Origin of the sequence: Frigoribacterium sp. PhB118, from assembly GCF_003751725.1 — a bacterium.
In the GTDB taxonomy this organism is placed as follows: Bacteria; Actinomycetota; Actinomycetes; order Actinomycetales; family Microbacteriaceae; genus Frigoribacterium.
This window is the reverse complement of record NZ_RKID01000001.1, coordinates 909,294-930,543: the sequence shown is the minus strand read 5'-3', so window position 1 is coordinate 930,543 and position 21,250 is coordinate 909,294. Positions and strand designations below refer to the sequence as shown.

Below are 21,250 nucleotides of genomic sequence, written 5' to 3'. Positions count from 1 at the left end.
CGTACGGTCTGGTGGCGCGAGGGTCCGGTCCCATGACCGACCCGGCGGAGGACAGGTTCGCCCCGTGGTTCCACGGTGGGCTTGAGCCGACACGGTCCGCACGCGTCGTCGACCCGTTCGCCCGACCCGATCGCCGCCGACGGCGAACCGGCCCGAGCGGCCGGTGCCCCCTCGGCGCGCCTGGAGACACCTGTGACCACTACGCCTGCCGTGCGTGCCCGGAACCTGTACAAGGTGTTCGGCCGCCGACCCAAGGACGCCGTCGCCCGACTCGAGGCCGGCGCCTCCCGCTCCGAGGCCGCGGGCCTCGGCACCGCTGCCGTCATCGACGCCTCGTTCGACGTCCGGCCCGGCGAGATCTTCGTCGTGATGGGGCTCTCCGGCTCGGGAAAGTCGACCCTCATCCGCATGCTCAACGGCCTGCTCGAGCCCACGTCCGGCTCGGTCGAGGTCGCGGGCTCGGCGATCTCGGACGTCCCGGCCAAGCGGCTCCGCGAGGTGCGTCGGCAGAACGTGTCGATGGTGTTCCAGCACTTCGCGCTGCTGCCGCACCGCACCGTCATCGACAACGTCGCCTACGGCCTCGAGGTGCAGGGGGTCGCGAAGGCGGCTCGTCTGGCCAAGGCTCGGGAGGTCACCGAGATCGTCGGCCTCGCGGGTTGGGAGGACGAGCTGCCGAGCCAGCTCTCGGGCGGCATGCAGCAGCGCGTCGGCCTCGCCCGCGCCCTCGCCGCCGAGACCGACATCCTGCTGATGGACGAGGCGTTCTCGGCCCTCGACCCGCTGATCCGCCGCGAGATGCAGGAGCAGCTCGTCGAGCTGCAGGCGAAGCTCGGCAAGACGATCGTCTTCATCACCCACGACCTGAACGAGGCGATGTTCCTCGGGGACCGCATCGCCGTGATGCGCGACGGCCGCATCGTGCAGATCGGCACGCCCGAGGACATCCTCACCGACCCCGCCAACGACTACGTCGCCCAGTTCGTGCAGGACGTCGACCGGGCGCGGGTCCTCACGGCGGCCAGCGTCATGGAGCCCGCCCGGGCGGTCGTCCCGCTCACGGTCGGCCCCCGGGGCGCCCTGCGTTCCGTGCGCGACCTCCAGACCGCCGCCCTGTTCGTCACCGGCCGTGACCGCAAGCTCCTCGGCTGGGTGCGCGACCGGCACGTCATGCGCCAGGTCAAGGCGAACGACACCGACCTCGCCGCCATCGTCAACGCGGAGTTCTCGAAGGTCGGGCCCGAGGCCGCGCTGGTCGACCTCTTCGAGTTGGCGGTCGAGAGTCCGCTGCCGATCGCCGTCGTGGACGACGCCGACCGCCTGCTCGGCGTCATCCCGCGCGTGACCCTGCTCGCGGCGCTCGGCAACGTCGACACGACCACCTCTCCCATCCCCGTGCTCGAGCCCGTCACCCGCATCTCGGACGTCGAGCTCGACGCCACCCTCGAAGGAGCCACCCGATGAACGAGTACCTCCGCATCCCCTTCGGCTCCTGGGTCTCGGACGTCGTCGACTGGATCACCACCCACCTGGGCGGCTTCTTCGACGTCGTCCGCCTGGTCTTCACGTTCTTCTACGAGTGGGTCGCGTACTTCCTCGGCGCACCTCCCTTCTGGGCGGTCGTGATCGTGATCGCCGCCCTCGCCTTCGTCGCGAAGGGCTGGAAGTTCTCGGTCGGCACGGCCGTCGGCCTGCTGTTCATCGGAACGGTCAACCAGTGGGACAACGCGATGTCGAGCCTCGCCCTCGTGCTCGTCGCCAGCACGCTCGCCATCGCGCTGAGCATCCCGCTCGGCGTGCTCGCGGCGAAGTCGGGCGTCGCGTCGCAGATCATCCGGCCCGTGCTGGACTTCATGCAGACGACGCCCGCGTTCGTCTACCTCATCCCCGCCCTGCTGCTGTTCCGCGTCGGCGTCGTGCCCGGCATCGTCGCCACCATCGTCTTCGCCATGGCCCCCGGCGTCCGCCTGACCGAGCTCGGCATCCGCGGCGTCGACAAGGAGGTGGTCGAGGCCGGCCAGGCGTTCGGCTCGTCACCGTGGCGCATCCTGCGTCAGATCCAGCTGCCCCTCGCGAAGCCCAGCATCATGGCCGGCGTCAACCAGGTGATCATGCTCTCGCTCTCGATGGTCGTCATCGCCGGCATGGTCGGCGCGGGGGGACTGGGCGGCGACATCGTCGCGAGCCTCAACCGCATCGACGTCGGGCTGGGTGCCGAGGCCGGCATCTCGGTGGTCATCCTGGCGATCGTCCTCGACCGCATGACGGCGGCCCTCGGGTCCGACCGTCACGCCCGACGGCTGGCCCGGGCGCAGAACCGCCGGTCCGTTCCGCCGACCCCGGCTCCCGACCGCGCCGAGGCCGAGCAGCCCCTGCCCCCGGCCGACCGCCGCGAACCCGCGACGGCCTCGGCCTAGACCCCGACCACCTGCGGGACGGGAGCACCACGTACCCACCCGACCCGCGCCTCCTGCACCACCCGAAAGGAACACATGAAGAAGCGCACCATCGCCGCATCGATCGCCCTCGGCACCACCGCCGTCCTCGGACTGGCCGCCTGCTCGCCTCCCGGCAGCGGCTCGTCGGCCGAGGGCGAGACCCTCGACAACGGCGACCAGGCCGTCGTCGACCTCGCCGTGTTCAACGGCTGGGACGAGGGCATCGCGGCCTCCTGGCTGTGGAAGACCGTCCTCGAGGACGAGGGCTACACGGTCAACCTCGAGCCGGCCGACGTGGCCCCCGTCTACAGCGGGCTCACCACCGACGACTACGACGTCGTGCTCGACACCTGGCTGCCGACCACCCACGCCTCGTACATCGAGCAGTACGGCGACGACCTGACCGATCTCGGCGCCTGGAACGACGGCGCCAAGCTCGCGGTCGCCGTGAACGAGGACGCCCCGATCGACTCGCTCGACGAGCTGGCGGCCAACGCGGACCTGTTCGGCGGCAAGATCGTCGGCATCGAGCCGGGCGCGGGCCTCACGGCCGCCGTCCAGGACGAGACCATCCCCACCTACGGCCTGAGCGACCTGCAGCTGCAGACCTCGTCGACCGCCGCCATGCTGACCGAGCTCAAGAGCGCGACCGACGCGGGCGAGAACATCGCGGTGACGCTGTGGAGCCCGCACTGGGCCTACGACGCGTTCCCCATCAAGGACCTCGCCGACCCCGAGGGCACCCTGGGCGACGCCGAGGGCATCCACTCGTTCGGCGGCAAGAGCTTCACGGCGGACTTCCCGCAGCTGACCGAGTGGCTGCAGGGCTTCGAGATGGACACCGAGACCCTGTCCTCGCTCGAGAACGCCATGTTCAACGGTGACGAGGTCGACGGCGACGACTACGCCCCCGTCGTCGAGAAGTGGATCTCCGAGAACCAGGACTACGTCGACGGCCTCACCAGCTGATCCGATCCGCCTAGGACGTCGCCCCGGCCGAGCCCCGGTCGTCCGGGGCGTCGTCGTACCGGGCGCCCGGCGGGGTGCCGGGGCGGGCCCGGATGGTGGGTGACGGAGCCGGGTGAAACCACAGCCGGACGACACCCGACGCACAGCGAACCCCGAGGTCACACCCCGGGAGGCGCGGGTAGCGTCGTCGACGGACGTCACCGAGACGTCGTCGCACCACCCGTACGAGCACCACGAGAGGCACCACCCGTGAGCACCACCGCACCGACCGACGTCCTGAGGAGAATGGCCCGCGTCATCACGCGCACCGTCTCGTCCGACCTCGTCCAGGTGTCGACCCCGGACCGCGTGCTCGGCCACGTCCGGGCCGAGCAGGGCGCCTTCGTCGCGCTCCGCGGCGCCGACCCCCGCTGGGGCGAGGTCGTCGGGCGGTACCCCTCCGAGGGGCTCGCCCTCGAGGCCCTGCGGCAGCGCAAGCGCTCGATCTGAACCGTCGCCTGGCCCGCCCGTCCGTGCGTCGCCGCCGGTAAGAGGCCCTTGGGGGCCTAGACGCCGACGCCCGCGAAGAACGACGTGAGCTGGCGCGTGATGCGCTCGCGCGCCTCCTCGTCCGAGATCGTGGCCGAACCGTCTCCGGACTGCGCGCCGTAGCTGCCGAACTGTGCGTGGTTCGACCCGTCGATCTCGACCATCGACGCGCTGCCCGGCAGCATGTCGCGGTAGGTCGCGATCTTCGCCGGGGTGCTGAGGCCGTCCTCGGACCCGCCGAGGCTGAGGACGGCCAACTCGTCGTCGTCCGAGAGGTCGGTCGTCGCGCAGTACGAGCCGAGGAGCACCAGGGCGTCCACCGACCTGTCGTCGGCGGCGTACTGACAGGCACGCACCCCGCCGAGCGAGTGACCGCCGACCGCCCACGCGTCGACCTCGGGGGCGAGGTCGGTGAAGGTCGACAGCGGGCGGGGGTCGAGGATGCCGAACCCGAGCGTGGGTCGTTCGACGACGACGGTGACGCCGGTGGCGACGAGCCCCGCGAAGGTCTGTTCGTAGGCCTGCGGGTCGACCCGGGCGCCGGCGACGAACACGAGACCCTGGCCGGTGGCGGCCGTCTCGGTCGGTCGCATCACGACCGTGTCGGGTCTGCTCGTCACCTCGACCCGTTCGTCGGCGGACACCGAGGCGAGCGAGGACGCCGTCGCCGACATCGGCGTCTTGGCCCAGACGAAGAACCCCGTGGCGGCGAGCACGACCACGGCGAACAGTCCGAGGGCCACGCCCTTGAGCACGCGCCGTCGCCGGGAGGCGTGACGCCGGGGAGGAGAAGGCGGGGCGGACTCGTGACGGGAAGCTGTGGATCGTCTCACCGTTCCATCGTCCCAGGGGCCAGCCGGGACGGAGCCGTGCGTCATGCGACAGGCTCGGGGGATGCCCTGGATACAACTCGTCATCTCGCTCGTCGCCGCCGTCGTCCTCACCTTCGTCATCTCGGCCGTCGTCGGCCTGGTCGTCGGCGTGGTCGCCAAGCGCAAGGAGTGGGCGCAGGCCTTCGTGACGCGCATGCGCCGCCCTTTCCGCGCCACGCTGCTCGTCGTGCTGCTCGTCGTCGCGCTGACCACGTCGTTCGACGCCCTGCTCCCCGCCGACTACCCGGGGGAGGGGTGGGTGTCACAGGCCTTCCGCTGCGCCGTCATCGTCGTCGTCGCCTGGTTCGTGGGTGCCCTCGCGATCTTCTTCGAGGACCTCGGCCTGTCGCGCTACCGGGTCGACACCCCCGACAACCGGGTGGCGCGTCGGGTCCGCACCCAGGTGCTCATCCTCCGACGGCTGACCGTGGCCCTGATCGTGATCCTGGCCGCGGGCACCGTGCTGCTCGGGTTCCCGGGGGTCGAGGCGGTCGGTGCGAGCGTCCTCGCGAGTGCGGGGCTGGTCTCGGTCGTCGCGGGCCTCGCGGCGCAGTCGACCCTGGCGAACGTCTTCGCGGGCATCCAACTGGCCTTCAGCGACGCCATCCGCATCGACGACGTCGTCGTGGTCGAGGGGCAATGGGGCCTGATCGAGGAGATCACCCTGTCGTACGTCGTCGTCCACGTCTGGGACGACCGGCGTCTCGTGCTGCCGTCGACCTACTTCACGACCACCCCGTTCGAGAACTGGACTCGGCGCAACAGCGAGCTGCTCGGAGCGGTCGAGTTCGACCTGGACTGGCGGGTCGACCCGGGGGCCATGCGGAAGGAGCTCGACGTGATCCTCGCGGGGACGGACCTCTGGGACGGACGCACCAAGGTGCTCCAGGTCACCGACGCCCAGGCCGGCTACGTGCGGGTGAGGGTGCTCGTCACGGCCAAGGACGCACCGACCCTGTTCGACCTGCGCTGCCTCGTCCGCGAGGACCTGATCGCCTGGCTGCACGCGAAGAGCCCGCAGTCGATCCCGCGGACGCGGGTGCAGATGGTCGAGGCCGAACCGGCGCCGAAGGGACGGGCCCACCGGTCGACGTCGGAGGCCTCCGCCCTGTTCAGCGGCGACAACGCCGACTCCGAACGCACGGCGCTCTTCACGGCGGCCATCCCGATCCACGACGTCGCCGAGTACCAGGCCTCGCTCGGCGCCGAGGCGGAACACGACCCGCACGTCGCGGGACGACCCGGTGGCCTGCCGACCGGCCGTCCCGACGGCGACCCGGCCGGGCCGACGCCCGGCGTCGACGGGCGTCGCTGACGCGACCACACGGACGAGGAGGCGCGCCCCGCCAGAGCGGGACGCGCCTCCTCGGTGTCTCGGCAGACGTCAGTCGTTGTCGTTCGCGGCCTCGATGACGTTGCCCACGGCGATCGCGGTCGACGCCGCCCAGCTGATCGCCATGAGGGCGAGGCGCCAGTCACGAGGGCCGGCGCTCAGGCTCTTGAGGAGGCTGATGCCGGAGAAGATCGCGCTGATGATCGCGCCGTTGAAGAGGAATTTGCGCACGGTGGGGCTCCCAGGGGTCGTTTCGACCACGGTACCGCGTGACGTGGCACGAGTCCGGGTGGGAGTAGGTTGAGCTGCCCGGCGTCCCGTGCCGGTGCGTCCTGCGGTCGAAGGAGAATGCCGTGCGCACTGCCCTGCTCGGAGGCGTGTTCGTGTTGCTCGGCCTCGTGGCCGTGTTCACCGGCGTCCTGACCGGTGACGAACTGCTCGCGCTCGTCGAACGGGTCGCGCCCGTGCTCGGCTTCGTCGTCGGCCTGACGATCGTCGCGGAGCTCGCGGCGGAGGCCGGACTCTTCTCGTGGCTGGCGTCCGCCTCGGCCCGGCTGGCCGGAGGGCGGGTGCTCGTGCTGTGGCTCCTGGTCGTGGCGCTCGCGGTGCTCTGCACGGTGTTCCTCTCGCTCGACACGACGGCGGTGCTGCTCACGCCGGTGGTCGTGATCGTGGCCCGGCACGCCGGCCTGCCGCCGATGCCGTTCGCGCTGACGACGGTGTGGCTCGCGAACTGCGCCTCGATGCTGTTGCCGGTCTCGAACCTCACCAACCTGCTCGCGCTGCACGAGCTCGGATCACCGGCCCCCGTGCAGTTCGCCGCCTTGGTCGCACCGGCCGCCGTGGTGGGCGTCGTCGTCCCCGTCGTGGCCATCGGACTGCGCTACCGCCGTCAGCTGGTCGGCCGGTTCGAGGCGCCGGCGTCCGAGCCCGTGGCCGATCGCGTGCTCTTCGGCGTCGCCGCGGTCGCGACGGGGCTGCTCGTACCGGCCCTGGTCTCGGGCGTCGAGGTCTGGATCCCCGCCGCCGTCGCGGCGCTCGTGCTCGTCGTCACCACGGCCGTCCGCCGCCGCGGCGTCCTCCGACTCGGACTGGTGCCGTGGGGCACGCTGCTCTTCGCCGGCGGGCTGTTCCTCGTCGTCGAGGCCGCTCACTCGCTCGGCCTGGCCGACCTGCTCGGAGCCGTCGTGGGCACCGGCGACCGACTGCCCGACCTGCTGCGACTGGCGGGCGGCAGCGCGGTGGCCGCGAACGTGGCCAACAACCTCCCGGCCTACCTCGCCCTCGAGCCGGTGGCCGGGTCGCCGCTGCGGCTCGTCGCCGTGCTCGTCGGGGTCAACATCGGCTGCCTCGTGATGCCGTGGGCCTCGCTCGCCACGCTGCTCTGGCACTCGCGCTTGTCGTCGATGGGCGTCGAGGTCGCGTGGGGGCGGTTCGTGCTCGCCGGCCTCGGGGTGGCGGCGGTCGCCGTGCCGCTCGCGGTCGTCGCGACGGTGCTGTTCGTCTGAGGGTCCCGGGCGCTCAGGCCCGACGCGGGCGCGGTCGCGAGGTGACGACGCGCGAAGGCGAGGGTCCGCCGGAGCTGGCCGAGCCGCGCCTCCTCGTCCCCGTCGGTGTGCACCTCGGCGGCGACGGTGCCGGCCCACCCCGACCGGGCCAGGTGGGTGAGCACCTCGGCGACCGGCTGCGTGCCGAGACCCGGCACCCGGTGCTGGTCGTGCAGCCCGCCGGGGCGGGACGAGACGACGCCGTCGGTCAGGTGGACGTGGCGCAACCTCGGCCCGAGCGCCAGGGCGAGGTCGAGCGCGTCGCGCCCGGCGACGGCGGCGTGCGAGAAGTCGAGGGTGGCCGCCTCCACGTCGAGGGACGAGGGGTCGTGTCCCGGGCGGTAGGGGTCGAACCCGGCCGGCCCGAACCTCACGGGGAACATGTTCTCGACGGCGAGGGTGACGCCCGTCTCGGTCGCGATCTCGCGGACGACGTCGACGAACCGCGCCGCGTAGGACCGCTGCCAGACGAACGGCGGATGGACGACGACGGTCGTGGCGCCCAGCTCGCGGGCGAGTCCGGCCGAGCGCCGCAGCTTGTCGACCTGGTCACGACCGAAGGCGAAGTGCGCGACGGGCAGGACGGGGGCGTGCACCGAGAGAACGGGCAGCCCCCACCGGGCGGACGCCGCACGGAGCAGCTCGGGTCGTCGGGTCGCCCGGTCGGCCGTCACCATCACCTCGACCCCGTCGAAGCCGGTGAGCCGCGCGAGCCGGAAGGCCTCGTCGGTCGACAGCGGGAAGACGCAGGACGTGCTCATTCCGACCGTGATCACGCGGCCAGGCTACGACCGGGGCGTCGCGGCGGCGTCGACACCGCGGTGAACAGTGCGGGAACGGCGGGCTACAGCCAGTCGCGGCGCTTGAACTGCCACCAGAGCAGGCCGCCGATCGCCACGATCAGCACGCACGAGGTGACGAAGCCGGTAACGGACTGGAACCCCGGATACGGCACGTTCTGCCCGTAGAACCCGGTGATCGCCGTGGGGACCGCGATGATGGCCGCCCAGCTCGTCACCTTCTTCATGATGAGGTTCATGCGGTTGGACTGCAGGTTGAGGTTCGTGTCGAGGATGGTCGAGACGAGGTCGCGCAGGGAGTCGTTCTGCTCGGCCACGCGCAGCACGTGGTCGTAGACGTCCTGGAAGTACGGGTGCATGGCGGAGTCGACCTCCTTCAGGTCGCGGCGCAGCAGCGTGTTCAGCACCTCGCGCATCGGCGACGCGACCCGCCGCAGCTGGACGAGGCTCTTCCGCAGGGCGAACGAGCGCTTCTGCACGTCGATGGTCCGGGGCGCGGGGTCGAAGAGGTCGTCGGCGATGCCCTCGATCTCGTCGTCCAGCGCATCCGTGGCGTCGAAGTGCCGGTCCACGACGCAGTCGAGCAGACCCCAGAGGAAGTACGAGACGCCGTGCGACGCCAGGTCGCGGTTCTGGTCGAAGGTCGCCTGCAGCCGGGTGACGTCGAACTCCGGATGGTGGATCGTCACGAGGGCGCGCTCCGTGATGAACGCCTTCACCTCGCTCGTGTCGAGCACGCCGCTGGCCCGGTCGAAGCGCACGTCGTAGAGAGCGGTGAACAGATGGTTGTCGTAACGGTCGACCTTGGGCCGCTGTCCGTCCTGCAGTGCGTCCTCGACGGCGAGCTCGTGCAGTCCGAGTTCGTCCTCGAGCGAGGCGAGGTCGCCGGCGGTCGGGTCGGTGAGGTCGATCCACACGTGACAGCCGTCCGTCTCGAGGTGGTCGCTCACCTCGTGCAGCGGGAAGTCGTGGGCGATCAGCTGGCCCCCTCGGTAGGCGCGCGTGACGATGGTCGTGTCGGGACGGGCGCCGTCGTCGGCGGGGCCGCGGGGCCCCTCGGTGCGCGGGGGACGGGTGTCGGTCATGGGGCGCATGCTATTCCCGTGACCTCCTACACGAAGCAGCGTGCCGACGCCCCCGCCGGGTTCTTCGAGGCCGAGGCGGCCGGTCTCGCCTGGCTCGCCGAGGCTACGCCCCGAGGAGGCGCGCGCACGGTCGGCGTCCAGGCCGCGTCCCCGGGGCGCATCGACCTCGATCCCGTGCACGAGGTCCGTCCCACGGCGGAGGCCGCACGGGCCTTCGGCGAGGCCCTCGCGGTGACCCACGCGAGCGGCGCGGAGGCGTTCGGTGCGCCTCCTCGGGGGTGGGCGGGGCCGTGCTTCATCGGCAGCCGTCCGATGACGGTGCGACCGAAGGCGACCTGGGGGGTCTTCTACGCCGAGCAGCGGGTCCTGCCCTACGCCCGCGTCGCCGTCCGGGCGGGCGGTCTCGACCGGGCGGGCCTCGAGGTCGTCGAGCGAGCCTGCCGCCTCGTCGCCGAGGGCGCGTTCGACGACGACCTGCCCCCGGCCCGCCTCCACGGGGACCTGTGGGCCGGCAACGTGCTCTTCGACGCCGGGGGAGTCGTGCTCATCGACCCGGCCGCCCACGGCGGTCATCCCGAGACCGACCTGGCGATGCTGGCCCTGTTCGGCTGCCCGCACCTCGAGGACGTGCTGGCGGGCTACGAGGCGCGCTCGCCGCTGGGCGAGGGGTGGCGGGGTCGCGTGCCGCTGCACCAGCTCCACCCGTTGGCCGTGCACGCCGCCGGACACGGACCGAGCTACGGGGCGTCCCTCGTGCGGGCCGCCGAGGCGACCCTGCGCCTCGTCTGAAGATCGTCCGGGTGGGGTACGCCGGTCGCCAGGAGCCGTCTGGGGCACCGCTGATAATCTGGCCGTCCCGCGTCCGTGCGGGCGATGCGACAGGAGCCGACCCACCCCATGCCCGACACCCCCGAACGTTACGGCTTCGTCGTCGTCTCCAACCGCCTCCCCGTCGACCGGGTCATCGCCGACGACGGGTTGGCGTCGTGGCAGCATTCGCCCGGGGGTCTCGTCACGGCCCTCGAACCCGTCATGAAGGCCAACGACGGGGCGTGGGTGGGCTGGGCGGGCCAACCCGACCTCGAGTTCGAGCCCTTCGAGTCCGACGGCATCGAGATCGTCCCCGTGCCGCTCAGCGCCGACGAGGTGCAGCGCTACTACGAGGGCTTCAGCAACGACACGCTCTGGCCGCTCTACCACGACGTCATCGCCGCTCCGACCTACCACCGGGTCTGGTGGGAGTCCTACGTGCAGGTCAACCAGCGCTTCGCCGACCGCGCGGCCGAGATCACCGAAGAGGGCGGCACCATCTGGGTGCAGGACTACCAGCTGCAGCTCGTGCCGAAGATGCTGCGCGAGGCCCGACCCGACGTCACCATCGGGTTCTTCAACCACATCCCGTTCCCGCCGCTCGGCATCTTCTCTCAGCTGCCCTGGCGGCAGCAGATCGTCGAGGGCCTGCTCGGTGCCGACGTCATCGGCTTCCAGCGGGCGGACGACGCGTCGAACTTCTCCCGCGCCGTCCGCCACCTGCTCGGGTACTCGACGACGCGCCCCTACATCGAGGTCCCGGTCGACGACGAGTCCGCGCCGGTCTCGCGCCGGGGCACCAAGGTCCGCCGGGTGCTGGCGAAGCACTTCCCGATCTCGATCGACGCCGCCAGCTACGAAGAGCTCGCCGCGCGCCCCGACGTGCAGGCCAGGGCCCGCGAGATCCGCGAGGGCCTCGGCAACCCCAAGACGATCATGCTCGGCGTCGACCGTCTCGACTACACGAAGGGCATCCGGCACCGCATGAAGGCGTTCGGTGAGTTGCTCGCCGACGGTCGGCTCAGCGTCGAGGACGCCACGCTCGTGCAGGTCGCGAGCCCGAGCCGTGAGCGGGTCGAGACCTACAAGCTGCTGCGCGACGAGATCGAGCTCACCGTCGGCCGCGTGAACGGCGACTACGGCACCATGAGCCACACGGCCATCAGCTACCACCACCACGGCTACCCGCGCGAAGAGATGGTGGCGTTGTACCTCGCCGCCGACATCATGCTGGTCACGGCCCTCCGCGACGGCATGAACCTGGTCGCGAAAGAGTACGTGGCGGTGCGGCGCGACAACGACGGCGTGCTCGTGCTGAGCGAGTTCGCCGGCGCGGCCGACGAGCTCAAGAGCGCCCTGCTGATCAACCCGCACGACATCGGCGGCCTCAAGAACACCATCATGCGCGCCGTCGAGATGCCCAAGCGCGACCGCACCACCCGCATGCGGGCCCTGCGCCGACGCGTCCTCGAGAACGACGTGGCCAAGTGGTCGGCGTCCTTCCTGCAGGCCCTCGAGAACGTGCGACCCGGGCAGCAGATCACGCCTGCCCCGGCCTCGGCGACGACGGACGGTGACGTCTCGTGACCGGTTCCGACCCCCTGGCCCTGAGCGACGCGCTCGGTCGTCTCGCGACGACCCCGCGCCTCCTCGTCGCGCTCGACTTCGACGGCACCCTGGCGCCCGAGGTCGACGCGCCCCTGCGGGCCCGGGCGTTGCCCGCGGCCATGGACGCGATCATGCGCCTGTCGGCACTCGACCAGACCACCGTCGCCCTCGTGTCCGGGCGCGACCTCGCCTCGTTGATCGAGGTCAGCCAGACCCCCGACGAGGTGCTGTTGGTCGGCTCGCACGGCATCGAGGTGCGGGTCGACGGTCACGAGACCTCGTTGAGCGACGACGAGAAGGCCGGCCGTGCGCGCTTGTCCGACGCCGTCCACGGTGTGGCCGAGGGGCGTGACGGCGTCTTCGTCGAAGAGAAACCCGCAGGCCTCGCCCTGCACACGCGGCTGGCGGACGCCGCGACCACCGAGGCCGTCCACACGGCGGCCCGCGAGGCCGTCGAGGCGCTCGGCGGCATGCACGAGCGCGTGGGCAAGAACGTCCTCGAGTTCGCCGTCCGGGCGACCGGCAAGAACGACGGCATCGACCGGCTCCGGGAGGCCGTCCAGGCCACGGGCGTCCTCTACGCCGGGGACGACGTCACCGACGAGGACGGCTTCCGGGCACTCGGCGAGGGTGACCTGTCGATCAAGGTCGGCCCGGGCGAGACGGGGGCGATGCATCGCGTCGCCGACCCCGCCGCCGTGGCGGACCTGCTCGTCGAACTGGCCGGCCTGCGTGGGCATCTCGGTCATGCCTGAGCGCGCATGCCTTGAACGGGTGTGATGTCCGGGTCTGAGCATTCCCAGGCGACTGCAAGGTAGTCTGGACACCCCGCCGCGACTCCCCGCCGCCGCTCAGCCGAGCCGGTCCGACGAGGTCGCCAGCCGACGGAGGTCCTCGTGATCGTAGTCCTGACAGCGTTCGCCGTGGCGGCCGTCGTCGTGGCCTGCGTCGGCGGACGACTCGGCCGTTCGCTCTTCCTCTGGGCGTCCGTCGTCCCCTTCGCCGCCTTCGCCTTCACGGCCCTCCAGGGGCCCGCCGTGTTGTCGGGCGAGGTGCCCACCGAGGCCGTGCCGTGGATTCCCCAGCTCGCCATCTCGCTCACCCTCCGCATGGACGTCCTCGCCTGGGTCCTCGCGCTCGTCGTCACGGGCATCGGCGGCCTCGTGCTCGTCTACTGTGCGCGCTACTTCGAGCGGGACGAGGCCGGTCGGGCACGCTTCGCCGCCGTGCTGGTGGCCTTCGCCGGAGCGATGTACGGCCTCGTCACGAGCGACGACGTGTTCGTCCTGTTCGTCTTCTGGGAGGCCACGAGCGTCTTCTCGTATCTGTTGATCGGGCACTACACGGCGAAGCAGGCCAGCCGCGGGGCCGCGTTGCAGGCGCTCATCGTGACGACCGCGGGCGGGCTCGCGATGCTCGTCGGCCTCGTGATCCTCGCCGTCCAGGGCGGCACGAGCTCGTTGTCCCAGCTCGTCGAGCAGCCACCCACCGGGACGGTCGTCACGGTCGCCGTCGTGCTCGTACTCGTAGGGGCGCTGTCGAAGTCGGCACTCGTGCCGTTCCACTTCTGGCTCCCGGCCGCGATGGCGGCTCCGACGCCGGTCAGTGCCTACCTGCACGCCGCCGCGATGGTCAAGGCCGGCATCTACCTCGTCGCCCGTCTCGCCCCCGGCTACCACGATCAGCCCGGCTGGCAAGAGATCATCGTCACCGTCGGGGTGGTCACGATGGTCCTCGGCGGGTACCGCGCGCTCCGTCAGCACGACCTCAAGCTCGTCCTGGCCTACGGCACGGTGAGCCAACTCGGCTTCCTGACGATCGTGGTGGGGTTCGCCACCCGCGACGCAGCCCTCGCCGGGCTCGCCCTGCTGGTCGCCCACGCCCTGTTCAAGTCGACGCTCTTCCTCGTGGTGGGGGTCATCGACCATCGGGCGGGCACGCGAGACCTGCGCAAGCTCTGCGGGCTCGGTCGTCAGGCTCCCGTCCTCCTCGTGGTGACGCTCCTCGCCCTCGCCTCGATGGCAGGCGTGCCGCCGACCTTCGGCTTCGTCGCGAAGGAGGCCGTGCTCACGGCCCTCTACGACGACGCCGTGACCGGGTCGGCCTGGGGCGTCGTCGCCCTGGTCGGCGTCGTCGTCGGGTCGATCCTGACCACCGCCTACAGCCTGCGCTTCCTCTGGGGGGCCTTCGGTCGCAAGAAGGGCGTCGAGCCGGTCGACTTCGTCCGTGAGCATGTCGACTTCCTGGCGTCGCCGATCGTCCTGGCCGTCGCCGGCCTGGTGCTCGGCCTCGTCTCGTACCAGGTCGGTCCGGTCTTCGCTCGTTATGCCGACACGCTCCCCTCGGCCCCGGGCGAGCACGGCCCCTACTACCTGGCCCTCTGGCACGGTCTCGAGCCCGCCCTCGGCTTCACGGCGGTCTCGCTCGGGGTCGGGGCCCTCCTCTTCTGGCAGCGCGACCGGGTATCGCAGGTGCAGAAGGCCGTCTCGTTCCTGCCCCGCGCCTCCGACGGGTACGTGCGGATCATGGCGACCATCGACCGGACGGCGTCGCGGACGACCGCCACGACGCAGCGCGGTTCGTTGCCCTTCTACCTCGCCACCATCCTCGTCGTGTTCATCGCCTCGTCGGTGGTGACGCTGGCGCTCAACAGCGACTGGCCGACCACCGCCGTGCTCTGGGACTACCCGGCGCAGCTGGCCATCGGCGGGTTGATGATCATCGGCGCCATCGCGTCGGCGCTCTCCAACAAGAGATTCCAGGCCGTCGTCCTGGTCGGGGTGACCGGCTACGGCATGGCCGCGCTCTTCGCGCTGCACGGGGCCCCCGACCTGGCCCTGACGCAGGCGCTGATCGAGACCATCACCCTCATCGCGTTCGTCCTCGTGCTGCGTCGGCTGCCGGCCCGTCTGGGCGAGCGAAACGGCCGCACCCACCGGGCGATCCGGGCCGTCATCGGCATCTCGGTCGGGTCCGTCATGGCCGCCATCGCCGTCGTCGCCCTCGGGGCACGCTCGATCCCCACGGTCTCGGGCGCCTTCCCCGACCTCGCCGTCGACGGCGGTCACGGCCGCAACGTCGTCAACGTGACGCTCGTCGACATCCGCGGATGGGACACCATGGGCGAGATCGCGGTCCTCATCGTCGCCGCGACCGGTGTCGCGAGCCTGGTCTTCCTGACCTCCCGCGCCGACGTCCTGCCCCGGCCCGAGCGGCGTACGCGTGCCCAGCGGTTCCTGGCACGGGTCCGGCCCGTGCGCGAGCCGGCGCCGGTCGTGCCCGTCGGCGGGGCGACGGCGCAGATCGGCGACAGCACCGAGGGCGACCGGCGCGCCTGGTTGTTGGCCGGGCGCAAACTCGCCCCGCAGAACCGGTCGATCTTGCTCGAGGTGGTCGTGCGCCTGATCTTCCACGCCATCATCGTCGTCTCGATCTACCTGCTCTTCGCCGGTCACAACCTGCCCGGTGGTGGCTTCGCCGGCGGTCTGGTGGCGGGTTTCGCGTTCGTGGCCCGGTACCTCGCGGGCGGTCGGTACGAACTCGGTGCGGCCGCGCCCCTCGATGCCGGCAAGCTCCTCGGGGCCGGTCTCCTGACGGTCGCCGCGACGGCACTCGTCCCGCTCTTCTTCGGCGTCGACGCCCTGACCTCGACCTGGGTCGAGGCCGAGGTGCCGCTGCTCGGCCACGTCGAGTTCGTCACGTCGACCTTCTTCGACGTCGGCGTCTACCTGGTCGTCGTCGGGCTCGTCCTCGACGTGCTCCGGAGCCTCGGAGCCGAGGTCGACCGTCAAGAAGAAGAGGACGCGTTCGGCCACGCGAGCGAGGTGTCCGAACCCGAAGAGGAGGCGCTCCCCGTGTCCGTCGCCGGTACGCCCCCGACCGAGCGGGGCCGCGCATGAGCGTCTCCCTCGTCCTGATCGTCGTCATGGCCGCGCTGTACGCCTGCGGCGTCTACCTGCTGCTCGAGCGCAGCATGACCCGTGTGCTGCTGGGCTTCCTGCTCGTCGGCAACGCCACGAACATCCTCATCCTCCTCATGTCCGGCCGTCGCGGCGCGGCCCCCGTGGTCGACGGCCAGGCCGATCCGGCCGACTTCGCCGACCCGCTGCCGCAGGCGTTCGTGCTGACGGCCATCGTCATCACCTTCGGCATCTCGGCCTTCATGCTCGCGTTGATCTACCGGTCGTGGCGGCTGGCCCAGGGCGACACCCTCGCGGACGACGCCGAAGACCTCGAGATCGGGCGTCGCGGCGTCCCGGCCGAAGAAGAGTCCGAACAGGGCGACGGTGACGACGAGGCGGGTGGCGACAGCGAGTTCGGCAGCCGTGCCGAAGCGGCCGTGCCGACGGACGACCGGTCGCTGCGCGACGACCGGCCCCACCACGACGAGAAAGGGCACCGAGCATGACCACCAGCTACCTCGTGCCGCTCGTCGTCCTCATCCCGCTGCTCGGAGCCGCGGCGGCGATGATCGCCGGTCGGCGGCCCCGGTCGCAGGCCGTGGTCTCGATCGTCGCCCTGGCGCTCGTCGTCGTCATCAGCCTGGTGCTGCTGGTGGTCGTCGACACGCAGGGTGCGATCGCCGTGCAGGTGGGTGGTTGGCAGGCGCCGTTCGGCATCACGCTCGTCGTCGACCGACTCGCGGCGCTCATGCTCAGCATCTCGTCGATCGTCCTGCTGGCGGTGTTCGTGTTCTCGGTCGGGCAGGGCCAGGCCGACGGTGACGGCGAGGCCCCGGTCTCGATCTACAACCCGACCTACCTCATCCTCGCCACGGGCGTGTTCAACGCCTTCATCGCGGGTGACCTCTTCAACCTCTACGTGGGCTTCGAGATCCTCCTGGTGGCCAGCTACGTGCTGATCACCCTCGGCGGCACCGAGCAGCGCATCCGGGCCGGCGTGGTCTACATCGTCGTCAGCCTGGTGTCGTCCGTCCTGTTCCTCGCCTCCATCGCGATGATCTACGGAGCGCTCGGCACGGTCAACCTCGCCGACATCGCCCAGAAGATGGACACCATCCCGCCCGACGTGCAGACGATCATCCACGTCATGCTGCTCACGGCGTTCGGCATCAAGGCGGCGATCTTCCCGCTGTCGTTCTGGCTGCCCGACTCGTACCCGACCGCTCCCGCCCCCGTGACCGCCGTGTTCGCCGGCCTGCTGACCAAGGTGGGCGTCTACGCCATCATCCGCACCGAGACGGTGCTGTTCGTCGAGAGCAACGTCAACGTCTACCTGCTGATCATCGCGTTGCTGACGATGATCGTGGGCATCCTCGGGGCCGTGGCCCAGGCCGACATCAAGCGTCTGCTCTCGTTCACCCTGGTCAGCCACATCGGATACATGATCTTCGGCATCGCACTCGGGACCGTCGAGGGCCTGGCCGCCACGATCTACTACGTCGTGCACCACATCACGGTGCAGACCACGCTCTTCCTCGGGGCGGGCCTGATCGAACGGCGAGGCGGCACGGCGTCGATCACCCGCCTGGGCGGTCTCCTCAAGGCGGCACCGATCGTCGCCGTCCTCTTCTTCATCCCGGCCCTCAACCTGGGCGGCATCCCGCCGTTCTCCGGTTTCATCGGCAAGGTCGCGCTCTTCGAGGCCGGTGCCCGGCTCGACGATCCCCTCGTGTACGTCCTCATCGGAGCCGGGGCCCTCACGTCGCTGCTGACGCTCTACGCGCTCATGCGTGCCTGGAACCTCGCGTTCTGGCGCCCGAAAGCCGATGTCGACGACCACGAGTCGCCCTTCACCGAGCACCTCGAGGAGGCCCCGGGTCGGGTGGCCGTCCAGCGACGTCGCACCAACCCCCGCACCATGGTGGGCGCGACCGCGGGCATGGTGCTCGTCTCGCTCGCCCTGACCTTCGCCGCCGGCCCGCTCTACGGCGTCGCCGAACGTGCGGCCGGCCGGGTCTACGGCTCGAACGACTACGTGCAGACGGTCTTCCCGGGCGGTCAGGGCGAGACGACGTCCGACCCGTCGTCGCCCGAGCCCGAACCCGCCTCGGACTCCGCAGACGAGGGGAGCACCCCGTGACCGGCCGTCCCACCCGCGGCGAGGTCGGCCGCAGCCTCGCCCGCCAGCTCCCCCTGCTCGTCGGACTGGTCGTCCTCTGGATGGCCCTGTGGAACCAGTTCACCGTCCTGGCCTTCGTCACCGGCGTCGCCGTGGCGCTGCTCGTGACCCGGGTGTTCTTCCTGCCCCCGGTCGAACTGAGCGGCCGGTTCAACCTCTGGTACGCCGTGGTCTTCCTGGCGCACTTCGTGGTCGACCTGGTGCGCGCCTCCGTCATCGTCGCCTGGCAGGCCGTCAGACCTCGCGGCGTGACCTCGAACGCGATCGTCGCGGTGCAGCTGCACACGAGGTCGGACTTCATCATGACCCTCGTCGCCGAGGCGATCTCGCTCGTCCCCGGGTCGCTCGTGGTCGAGGCCGACCGCGAGCGGTCGATCCTCTACCTGCACGCGCTCGCGGTCGAGGACCTCGCCGGTGTCGAGGGCGTCCGCGACGGCGTCCTGGTCGTCGAGGCCCGCCTCGTCCGGGTGCTCGGCAGCGACGACGACCGCCGTCGCATCGCGGAGGGCACCCCGGCCGCGGCCGAGGTCCACGAAGCGGTCAGCCGTTCCTCGTCCCACGAAGGAGGTCCCTCGTGACCGTCGTCGCCTACGTCGTCGGAGCGCTCTTCGCGTTCGCCGGCCTCGCGTCGGTCATCCGCATCGTGCGGGGGCCGTCCATCCTCGACCGCATGATCGCGTCCGACATGCTGCTGACCACCCTGATCTGCGTCCTCGCCGCCGACATGGTGTTCAACGGCCACACCCGGACCATCCCGGTCATCCTCGTCCTCGCCCTGACGGCCGTCCTCGGCTCCATCACGGTCGCGCGCTACGTCTCGAAGCAGGATCCCTCGTGATCCCCGAGACGGTCTACGACGTGGCGGCCTCGGTCATGCTCATCGGCGGGGCGCTGCTCTCGGTCGCGGCGGGCATCGGCCTCCTGAGGTTCCCCGACGCCTTGTCGCGCATGCACGCCGCGACCAAGCCGCAGATCTTCGGCCTCATCCTGGTCCTGGCGGCGATCGCGCTCGACCAGCACACCATGGGGACGATCGCGTCCCTGCTCGTCGTCCTCGTCTTCCAGATGCTGACCGCACCCATCTCGGCGCACATGATCGGTCGGGCGGGGTACCGCAACGGCGACCTCCTGCGCGATCGGTTGGTCGTGGACGAACTCGACGACGCCGTGGCCCGGGCAGCCGGCGAGATCGCCGAGACGACCGAGGGCGACGTCGCCGATCTCGACGTGTCCGACCTGCCCGTCGGGTCGGCCGACGCGTTGGCCGTCGAGATGGACCGGGTCGGGGACTCGTCCGGGCTCGACGACAGCGAGGGTGACGACGACGCCCGCGACCACGAGGGCCGGCGGACGCGGTCGACCGGAGACGCCGCGGGGGAGCCGGGCGAGCTCTGAGGCCGTCGGCGACGGTGGACGGCGCGAGCGCGGTCACGCCCTAAACTCGACCCATGCCAGAGAAGCCCACCCCGGACGGGATCGACATCAAACCGCGCAGCCGCGTCGTCACCGACGGCGTCGAGGCCACCACGTCGCGAGGCATGCTCCGTGCCGTCGGCATGGGCGACGAAGACTGGAGCAAGCCCCAGATCGGCATCGCCAGCAGCTGGAACGAGATCACCCCCTGCAACCTGTCGCTCGACCGTCTGGCCCAGGGTGCCAAGGAAGGCGTCCACGCCGGGGGAGGGTACCCGCTCCAGTTCGGCACCGTCTCGGTGTCCGACGGCATCTCGATGGGCCACGAGGGCATGCACTTCTCGTTGGTCTCACGCGAGGTGATCGCCGACAGCGTCGAGGTCGTCATGAACGCCGAGCGGCTCGACGGGTCGGTGTTGCTCGCCGGTTGCGACAAGTCGTTGCCCGGCATGCTGATGGCCGCCGCCCGGCTCGACCTCGCCAGCGTCTTCCTCTACGCCGGCAGCGTCGCCCCCGGTTGGGTCAAGCTCAGCGACGGCACCGAGAAGAACGTCACGATCATCGACTCGTTCGAGGCCGTGGGCGCCTACAAGGCCGGCAACATGAGCGACGACGACCTGAAGGCGATCGAGTGCGCCATCGTGCCGGGCGAGGGGGCCTGTGGCGGGATGTACACGGCCAACACCATGGCCAGCGTCGCCGAGGCCCTCGGCATGAGCCTCCCCGGTTCGGCGGCCCCGCCGTCGGCCGACCGCCGCCGCGACTACTTCGCCCACCGTTCGGGCGAGGCCGTCGTCGAGATGCTCCGTCAGGGCATCACGACGCGCGACATCCTCACCAAGAAGGCGTTCGAGAACGCCATCGCCGTGGCCATGGCCTTCGGTGGCTCGACCAACGTCGTGTTGCACCTGCTCGCCATCGCGTACGAGGCCGAGGTCGACCTGACCATCGACGACTTCAACCGCATCGGCGACAAGGTGCCGCACATCGGCGACCTGAAGCCCTTCGGCAAGTACGTCATGAACGACGTCGACCGCATGGGTGGCGTCCCCGTCGTCATGAAGGCGCTGCTCGACGCGGGTCTGCTGCACGGCGACTGCCTCACCGTCACCGGCAAGACCGTCGCCGAGAACCTCGAGTCCATCAAGCCGAAGCCGCTCGACGGCGAGGTGCTGCGGACGCTCGACAACCCGATCCACGCGACCGGCGGCCTCACCGTCCTCAGCGGCTCGATGGCCCCCGAGGGCGCCGTCGTCAAGACGGCGGGCTTCGACGCGTCGGTGTTCGAGGGGCCGGCGAAGGTCTTCGAACGCGAACGTGGCGCCATGGACGCCCTCACCGAGGGGCGCATCGAGTCGGGCGACGTGGTCGTCATCCGCTACGAGGGCCCCAAGGGTGGCCCGGGCATGCGCGAGATGCTCGCCATCACCGCGGCCATCAAGGGCGCAGGGCTCGGCAAAGATGTACTACTGTTGACGGACGGACGATTCTCAGGCGGCACAACCGGCCTGTGCATCGGCCACATAGCACCCGAAGCGGTCGACTCCGGTCCGATCGCCTTCGTGCGCGATGGTGACTTGATTCGGGTCGACATCGCCGCTCGCTCGATCGACCTACTCGTCGACGCCGCAGAGCTGGAAGCCCGCCGAGACGGCTGGGCACCGCTTCCCCCGCGCTACACCCGCGGTGTCCTCGCGAAGTACGCACGCCAGGTCCGCTCCGCGGCCGAGGGCGCCGTCACCTACTGACGCGTCCCACCGCCGGTC

At 70.9% G+C, this 21,250-nt stretch carries 19 protein-coding genes and 1 pseudogene; 16 read left to right on the top strand and 4 right to left on the bottom strand.

The genetic code is table 11. From position 1 onward, the window contains the following. Nucleotides 1-192: 192 nt before the first annotated feature. The 4 genes from EDF21_RS04220 to EDF21_RS04205 all read left to right on the top strand — a co-directional run bounded on the left by EDF21_RS04220 (nt 193) and on the right by EDF21_RS04205 (nt 3,896). A complete protein-coding gene (locus tag EDF21_RS04220; RefSeq protein ID WP_199736210.1) occupies nt 193-1,464 on the top strand; it encodes a glycine betaine/L-proline ABC transporter ATP-binding protein in 1,272 nt (423 codons plus the stop codon). Then, the gene (locus EDF21_RS04215; RefSeq protein WP_082460290.1) at nt 1,461-2,417 is read left to right on the top strand and encodes a proline/glycine betaine ABC transporter permease; all 957 of its coding nucleotides are present in this window, start codon (nt 1,461-1,463) and stop codon (nt 2,415-2,417) included. The genes EDF21_RS04220 and EDF21_RS04215 overlap by 4 nt, the downstream gene beginning before the upstream one ends. 75 nt (nt 2,418-2,492) lie before the next feature. Next, complete coding sequence (locus EDF21_RS04210) at nt 2,493-3,407, top strand: glycine betaine ABC transporter substrate-binding protein (RefSeq protein WP_056046265.1); 915 nt, start codon at nt 2,493-2,495, stop codon at nt 3,405-3,407. A gap of 249 nt (nt 3,408-3,656) precedes the next feature. Further along, nucleotides 3,657-3,896 carry a hypothetical protein gene (locus EDF21_RS04205; protein WP_148053626.1) on the top strand — a complete coding sequence of 80 codons (240 nt, stop codon included), beginning with the start codon at nt 3,657-3,659 and terminating at the stop codon, nt 3,894-3,896. A gap of 56 nt (nt 3,897-3,952) precedes the next feature. On the opposite strand, the gene EDF21_RS04200 is transcribed toward EDF21_RS04205, so the two are convergent. After that, complete coding sequence (locus EDF21_RS04200) at nt 3,953-4,690, bottom strand: alpha/beta hydrolase (RefSeq protein ID WP_233568355.1); 738 nt, start codon at nt 4,688-4,690, stop codon at nt 3,953-3,955. A 139-nt stretch (nt 4,691-4,829) separates the two neighbouring features. Here EDF21_RS04200 and EDF21_RS04195 point away from each other — a divergent pair, with 139 nt between their 5' ends. After that, a complete protein-coding gene (locus EDF21_RS04195) occupies nt 4,830-6,122 on the top strand; it encodes a mechanosensitive ion channel family protein (RefSeq protein WP_082460288.1) in 1,293 nt (430 codons plus the stop codon). 69 nt (nt 6,123-6,191) lie between these two features. Here EDF21_RS04195 and EDF21_RS04190 read toward each other — a convergent pair whose 3' ends face one another. Next, on the bottom strand, nt 6,192-6,371 hold the full coding sequence (locus EDF21_RS04190; RefSeq protein ID WP_123570382.1) for a hypothetical protein: 180 nt from the start codon (nt 6,369-6,371) through the stop codon (nt 6,192-6,194). Between the two features lie 122 nt (nt 6,372-6,493). Here EDF21_RS04190 and EDF21_RS04185 point away from each other — a divergent pair, with 122 nt between their 5' ends. Then, the gene (locus EDF21_RS04185; RefSeq protein ID WP_123570381.1) at nt 6,494-7,648 is read left to right on the top strand and encodes an SLC13 family permease; all 1,155 of its coding nucleotides are present in this window, start codon (nt 6,494-6,496) and stop codon (nt 7,646-7,648) included. Nucleotides 7,649-7,719: 71 nt separating this feature from the next. Here EDF21_RS04185 and EDF21_RS04180 read toward each other — a convergent pair. Continuing rightward, a pseudogene (locus EDF21_RS04180) lies at nt 7,720-8,448 on the bottom strand (sugar phosphate isomerase/epimerase family protein); the annotation flags it as partial. Nucleotides 8,449-8,531: 83 nt separating this feature from the next. After that, nucleotides 8,532-9,572 (bottom strand): magnesium transporter CorA family protein, encoded by a 1,041-nt coding sequence (locus EDF21_RS04175; RefSeq protein ID WP_123570380.1) that lies wholly within the window; start codon nt 9,570-9,572, stop codon nt 8,532-8,534. 18 nt (nt 9,573-9,590) lie between these two features. Here EDF21_RS04175 and EDF21_RS04170 point away from each other — a divergent pair, with 18 nt between their 5' ends. From EDF21_RS04170 to ilvD, 10 genes are all read left to right on the top strand, one after another. Further along, nucleotides 9,591-10,361 carry a fructosamine kinase family protein gene (locus tag EDF21_RS04170; RefSeq protein WP_123570379.1) on the top strand — a complete coding sequence of 257 codons (771 nt, stop codon included), beginning with the start codon at nt 9,591-9,593 and terminating at the stop codon, nt 10,359-10,361. A 108-nt stretch (nt 10,362-10,469) separates the two neighbouring features. Then, nucleotides 10,470-11,969 carry an alpha,alpha-trehalose-phosphate synthase (UDP-forming) gene (gene otsA / locus EDF21_RS04165; RefSeq protein ID WP_123570378.1) on the top strand — a complete coding sequence of 500 codons (1,500 nt, stop codon included), beginning with the start codon at nt 10,470-10,472 and terminating at the stop codon, nt 11,967-11,969. Continuing rightward, complete coding sequence (gene otsB / locus EDF21_RS04160) at nt 11,966-12,745, top strand: trehalose-phosphatase (RefSeq protein WP_123570377.1); 780 nt, start codon at nt 11,966-11,968, stop codon at nt 12,743-12,745. The genes otsA and otsB overlap by 4 nt, the downstream gene beginning before the upstream one ends. 141 nt (nt 12,746-12,886) lie before the next feature. Beyond that, a complete protein-coding gene (locus EDF21_RS04155) occupies nt 12,887-15,889 on the top strand; it encodes a Na+/H+ antiporter subunit A (RefSeq protein ID WP_123570376.1) in 3,003 nt (1,000 codons plus the stop codon). Further along, nucleotides 15,886-16,398 (top strand): Na(+)/H(+) antiporter subunit C, encoded by a 513-nt coding sequence (locus EDF21_RS04150; protein ID WP_123570375.1) that lies wholly within the window; start codon nt 15,886-15,888, stop codon nt 16,396-16,398. Before EDF21_RS04155 ends, EDF21_RS04150 begins: the two co-directional genes overlap by 4 nt. Beyond that, entirely contained in the window at nt 16,395-18,032 is a 1,638-nt protein-coding gene (locus EDF21_RS04145) for a Na+/H+ antiporter subunit D (RefSeq protein WP_123570374.1), read from the top strand. Before EDF21_RS04150 ends, EDF21_RS04145 begins: the two co-directional genes overlap by 4 nt. Beyond that, nucleotides 18,029-18,649, top strand: coding sequence for a Na+/H+ antiporter subunit E (locus tag EDF21_RS04140; protein ID WP_056046254.1), 621 nt, complete (start codon nt 18,029-18,031; stop codon nt 18,647-18,649). The genes EDF21_RS04145 and EDF21_RS04140 overlap by 4 nt, the downstream gene beginning before the upstream one ends. Continuing rightward, the gene (locus EDF21_RS04135; protein WP_123570373.1) at nt 18,646-18,909 is read left to right on the top strand and encodes a monovalent cation/H+ antiporter complex subunit F; all 264 of its coding nucleotides are present in this window, start codon (nt 18,646-18,648) and stop codon (nt 18,907-18,909) included. Before EDF21_RS04140 ends, EDF21_RS04135 begins: the two co-directional genes overlap by 4 nt. Continuing rightward, nucleotides 18,906-19,466 carry a monovalent cation/H(+) antiporter subunit G gene (gene mnhG, locus EDF21_RS04130; RefSeq protein WP_233568354.1) on the top strand — a complete coding sequence of 187 codons (561 nt, stop codon included), beginning with the start codon at nt 18,906-18,908 and terminating at the stop codon, nt 19,464-19,466. The genes EDF21_RS04135 and mnhG overlap by 4 nt, the downstream gene beginning before the upstream one ends. Before the next feature lie 53 nt (nt 19,467-19,519). Continuing rightward, entirely contained in the window at nt 19,520-21,232 is a 1,713-nt protein-coding gene (gene ilvD, locus EDF21_RS04125) for a dihydroxy-acid dehydratase (protein ID WP_056046252.1), read from the top strand. Nucleotides 21,233-21,250: the final 18 nt, after the last annotated feature.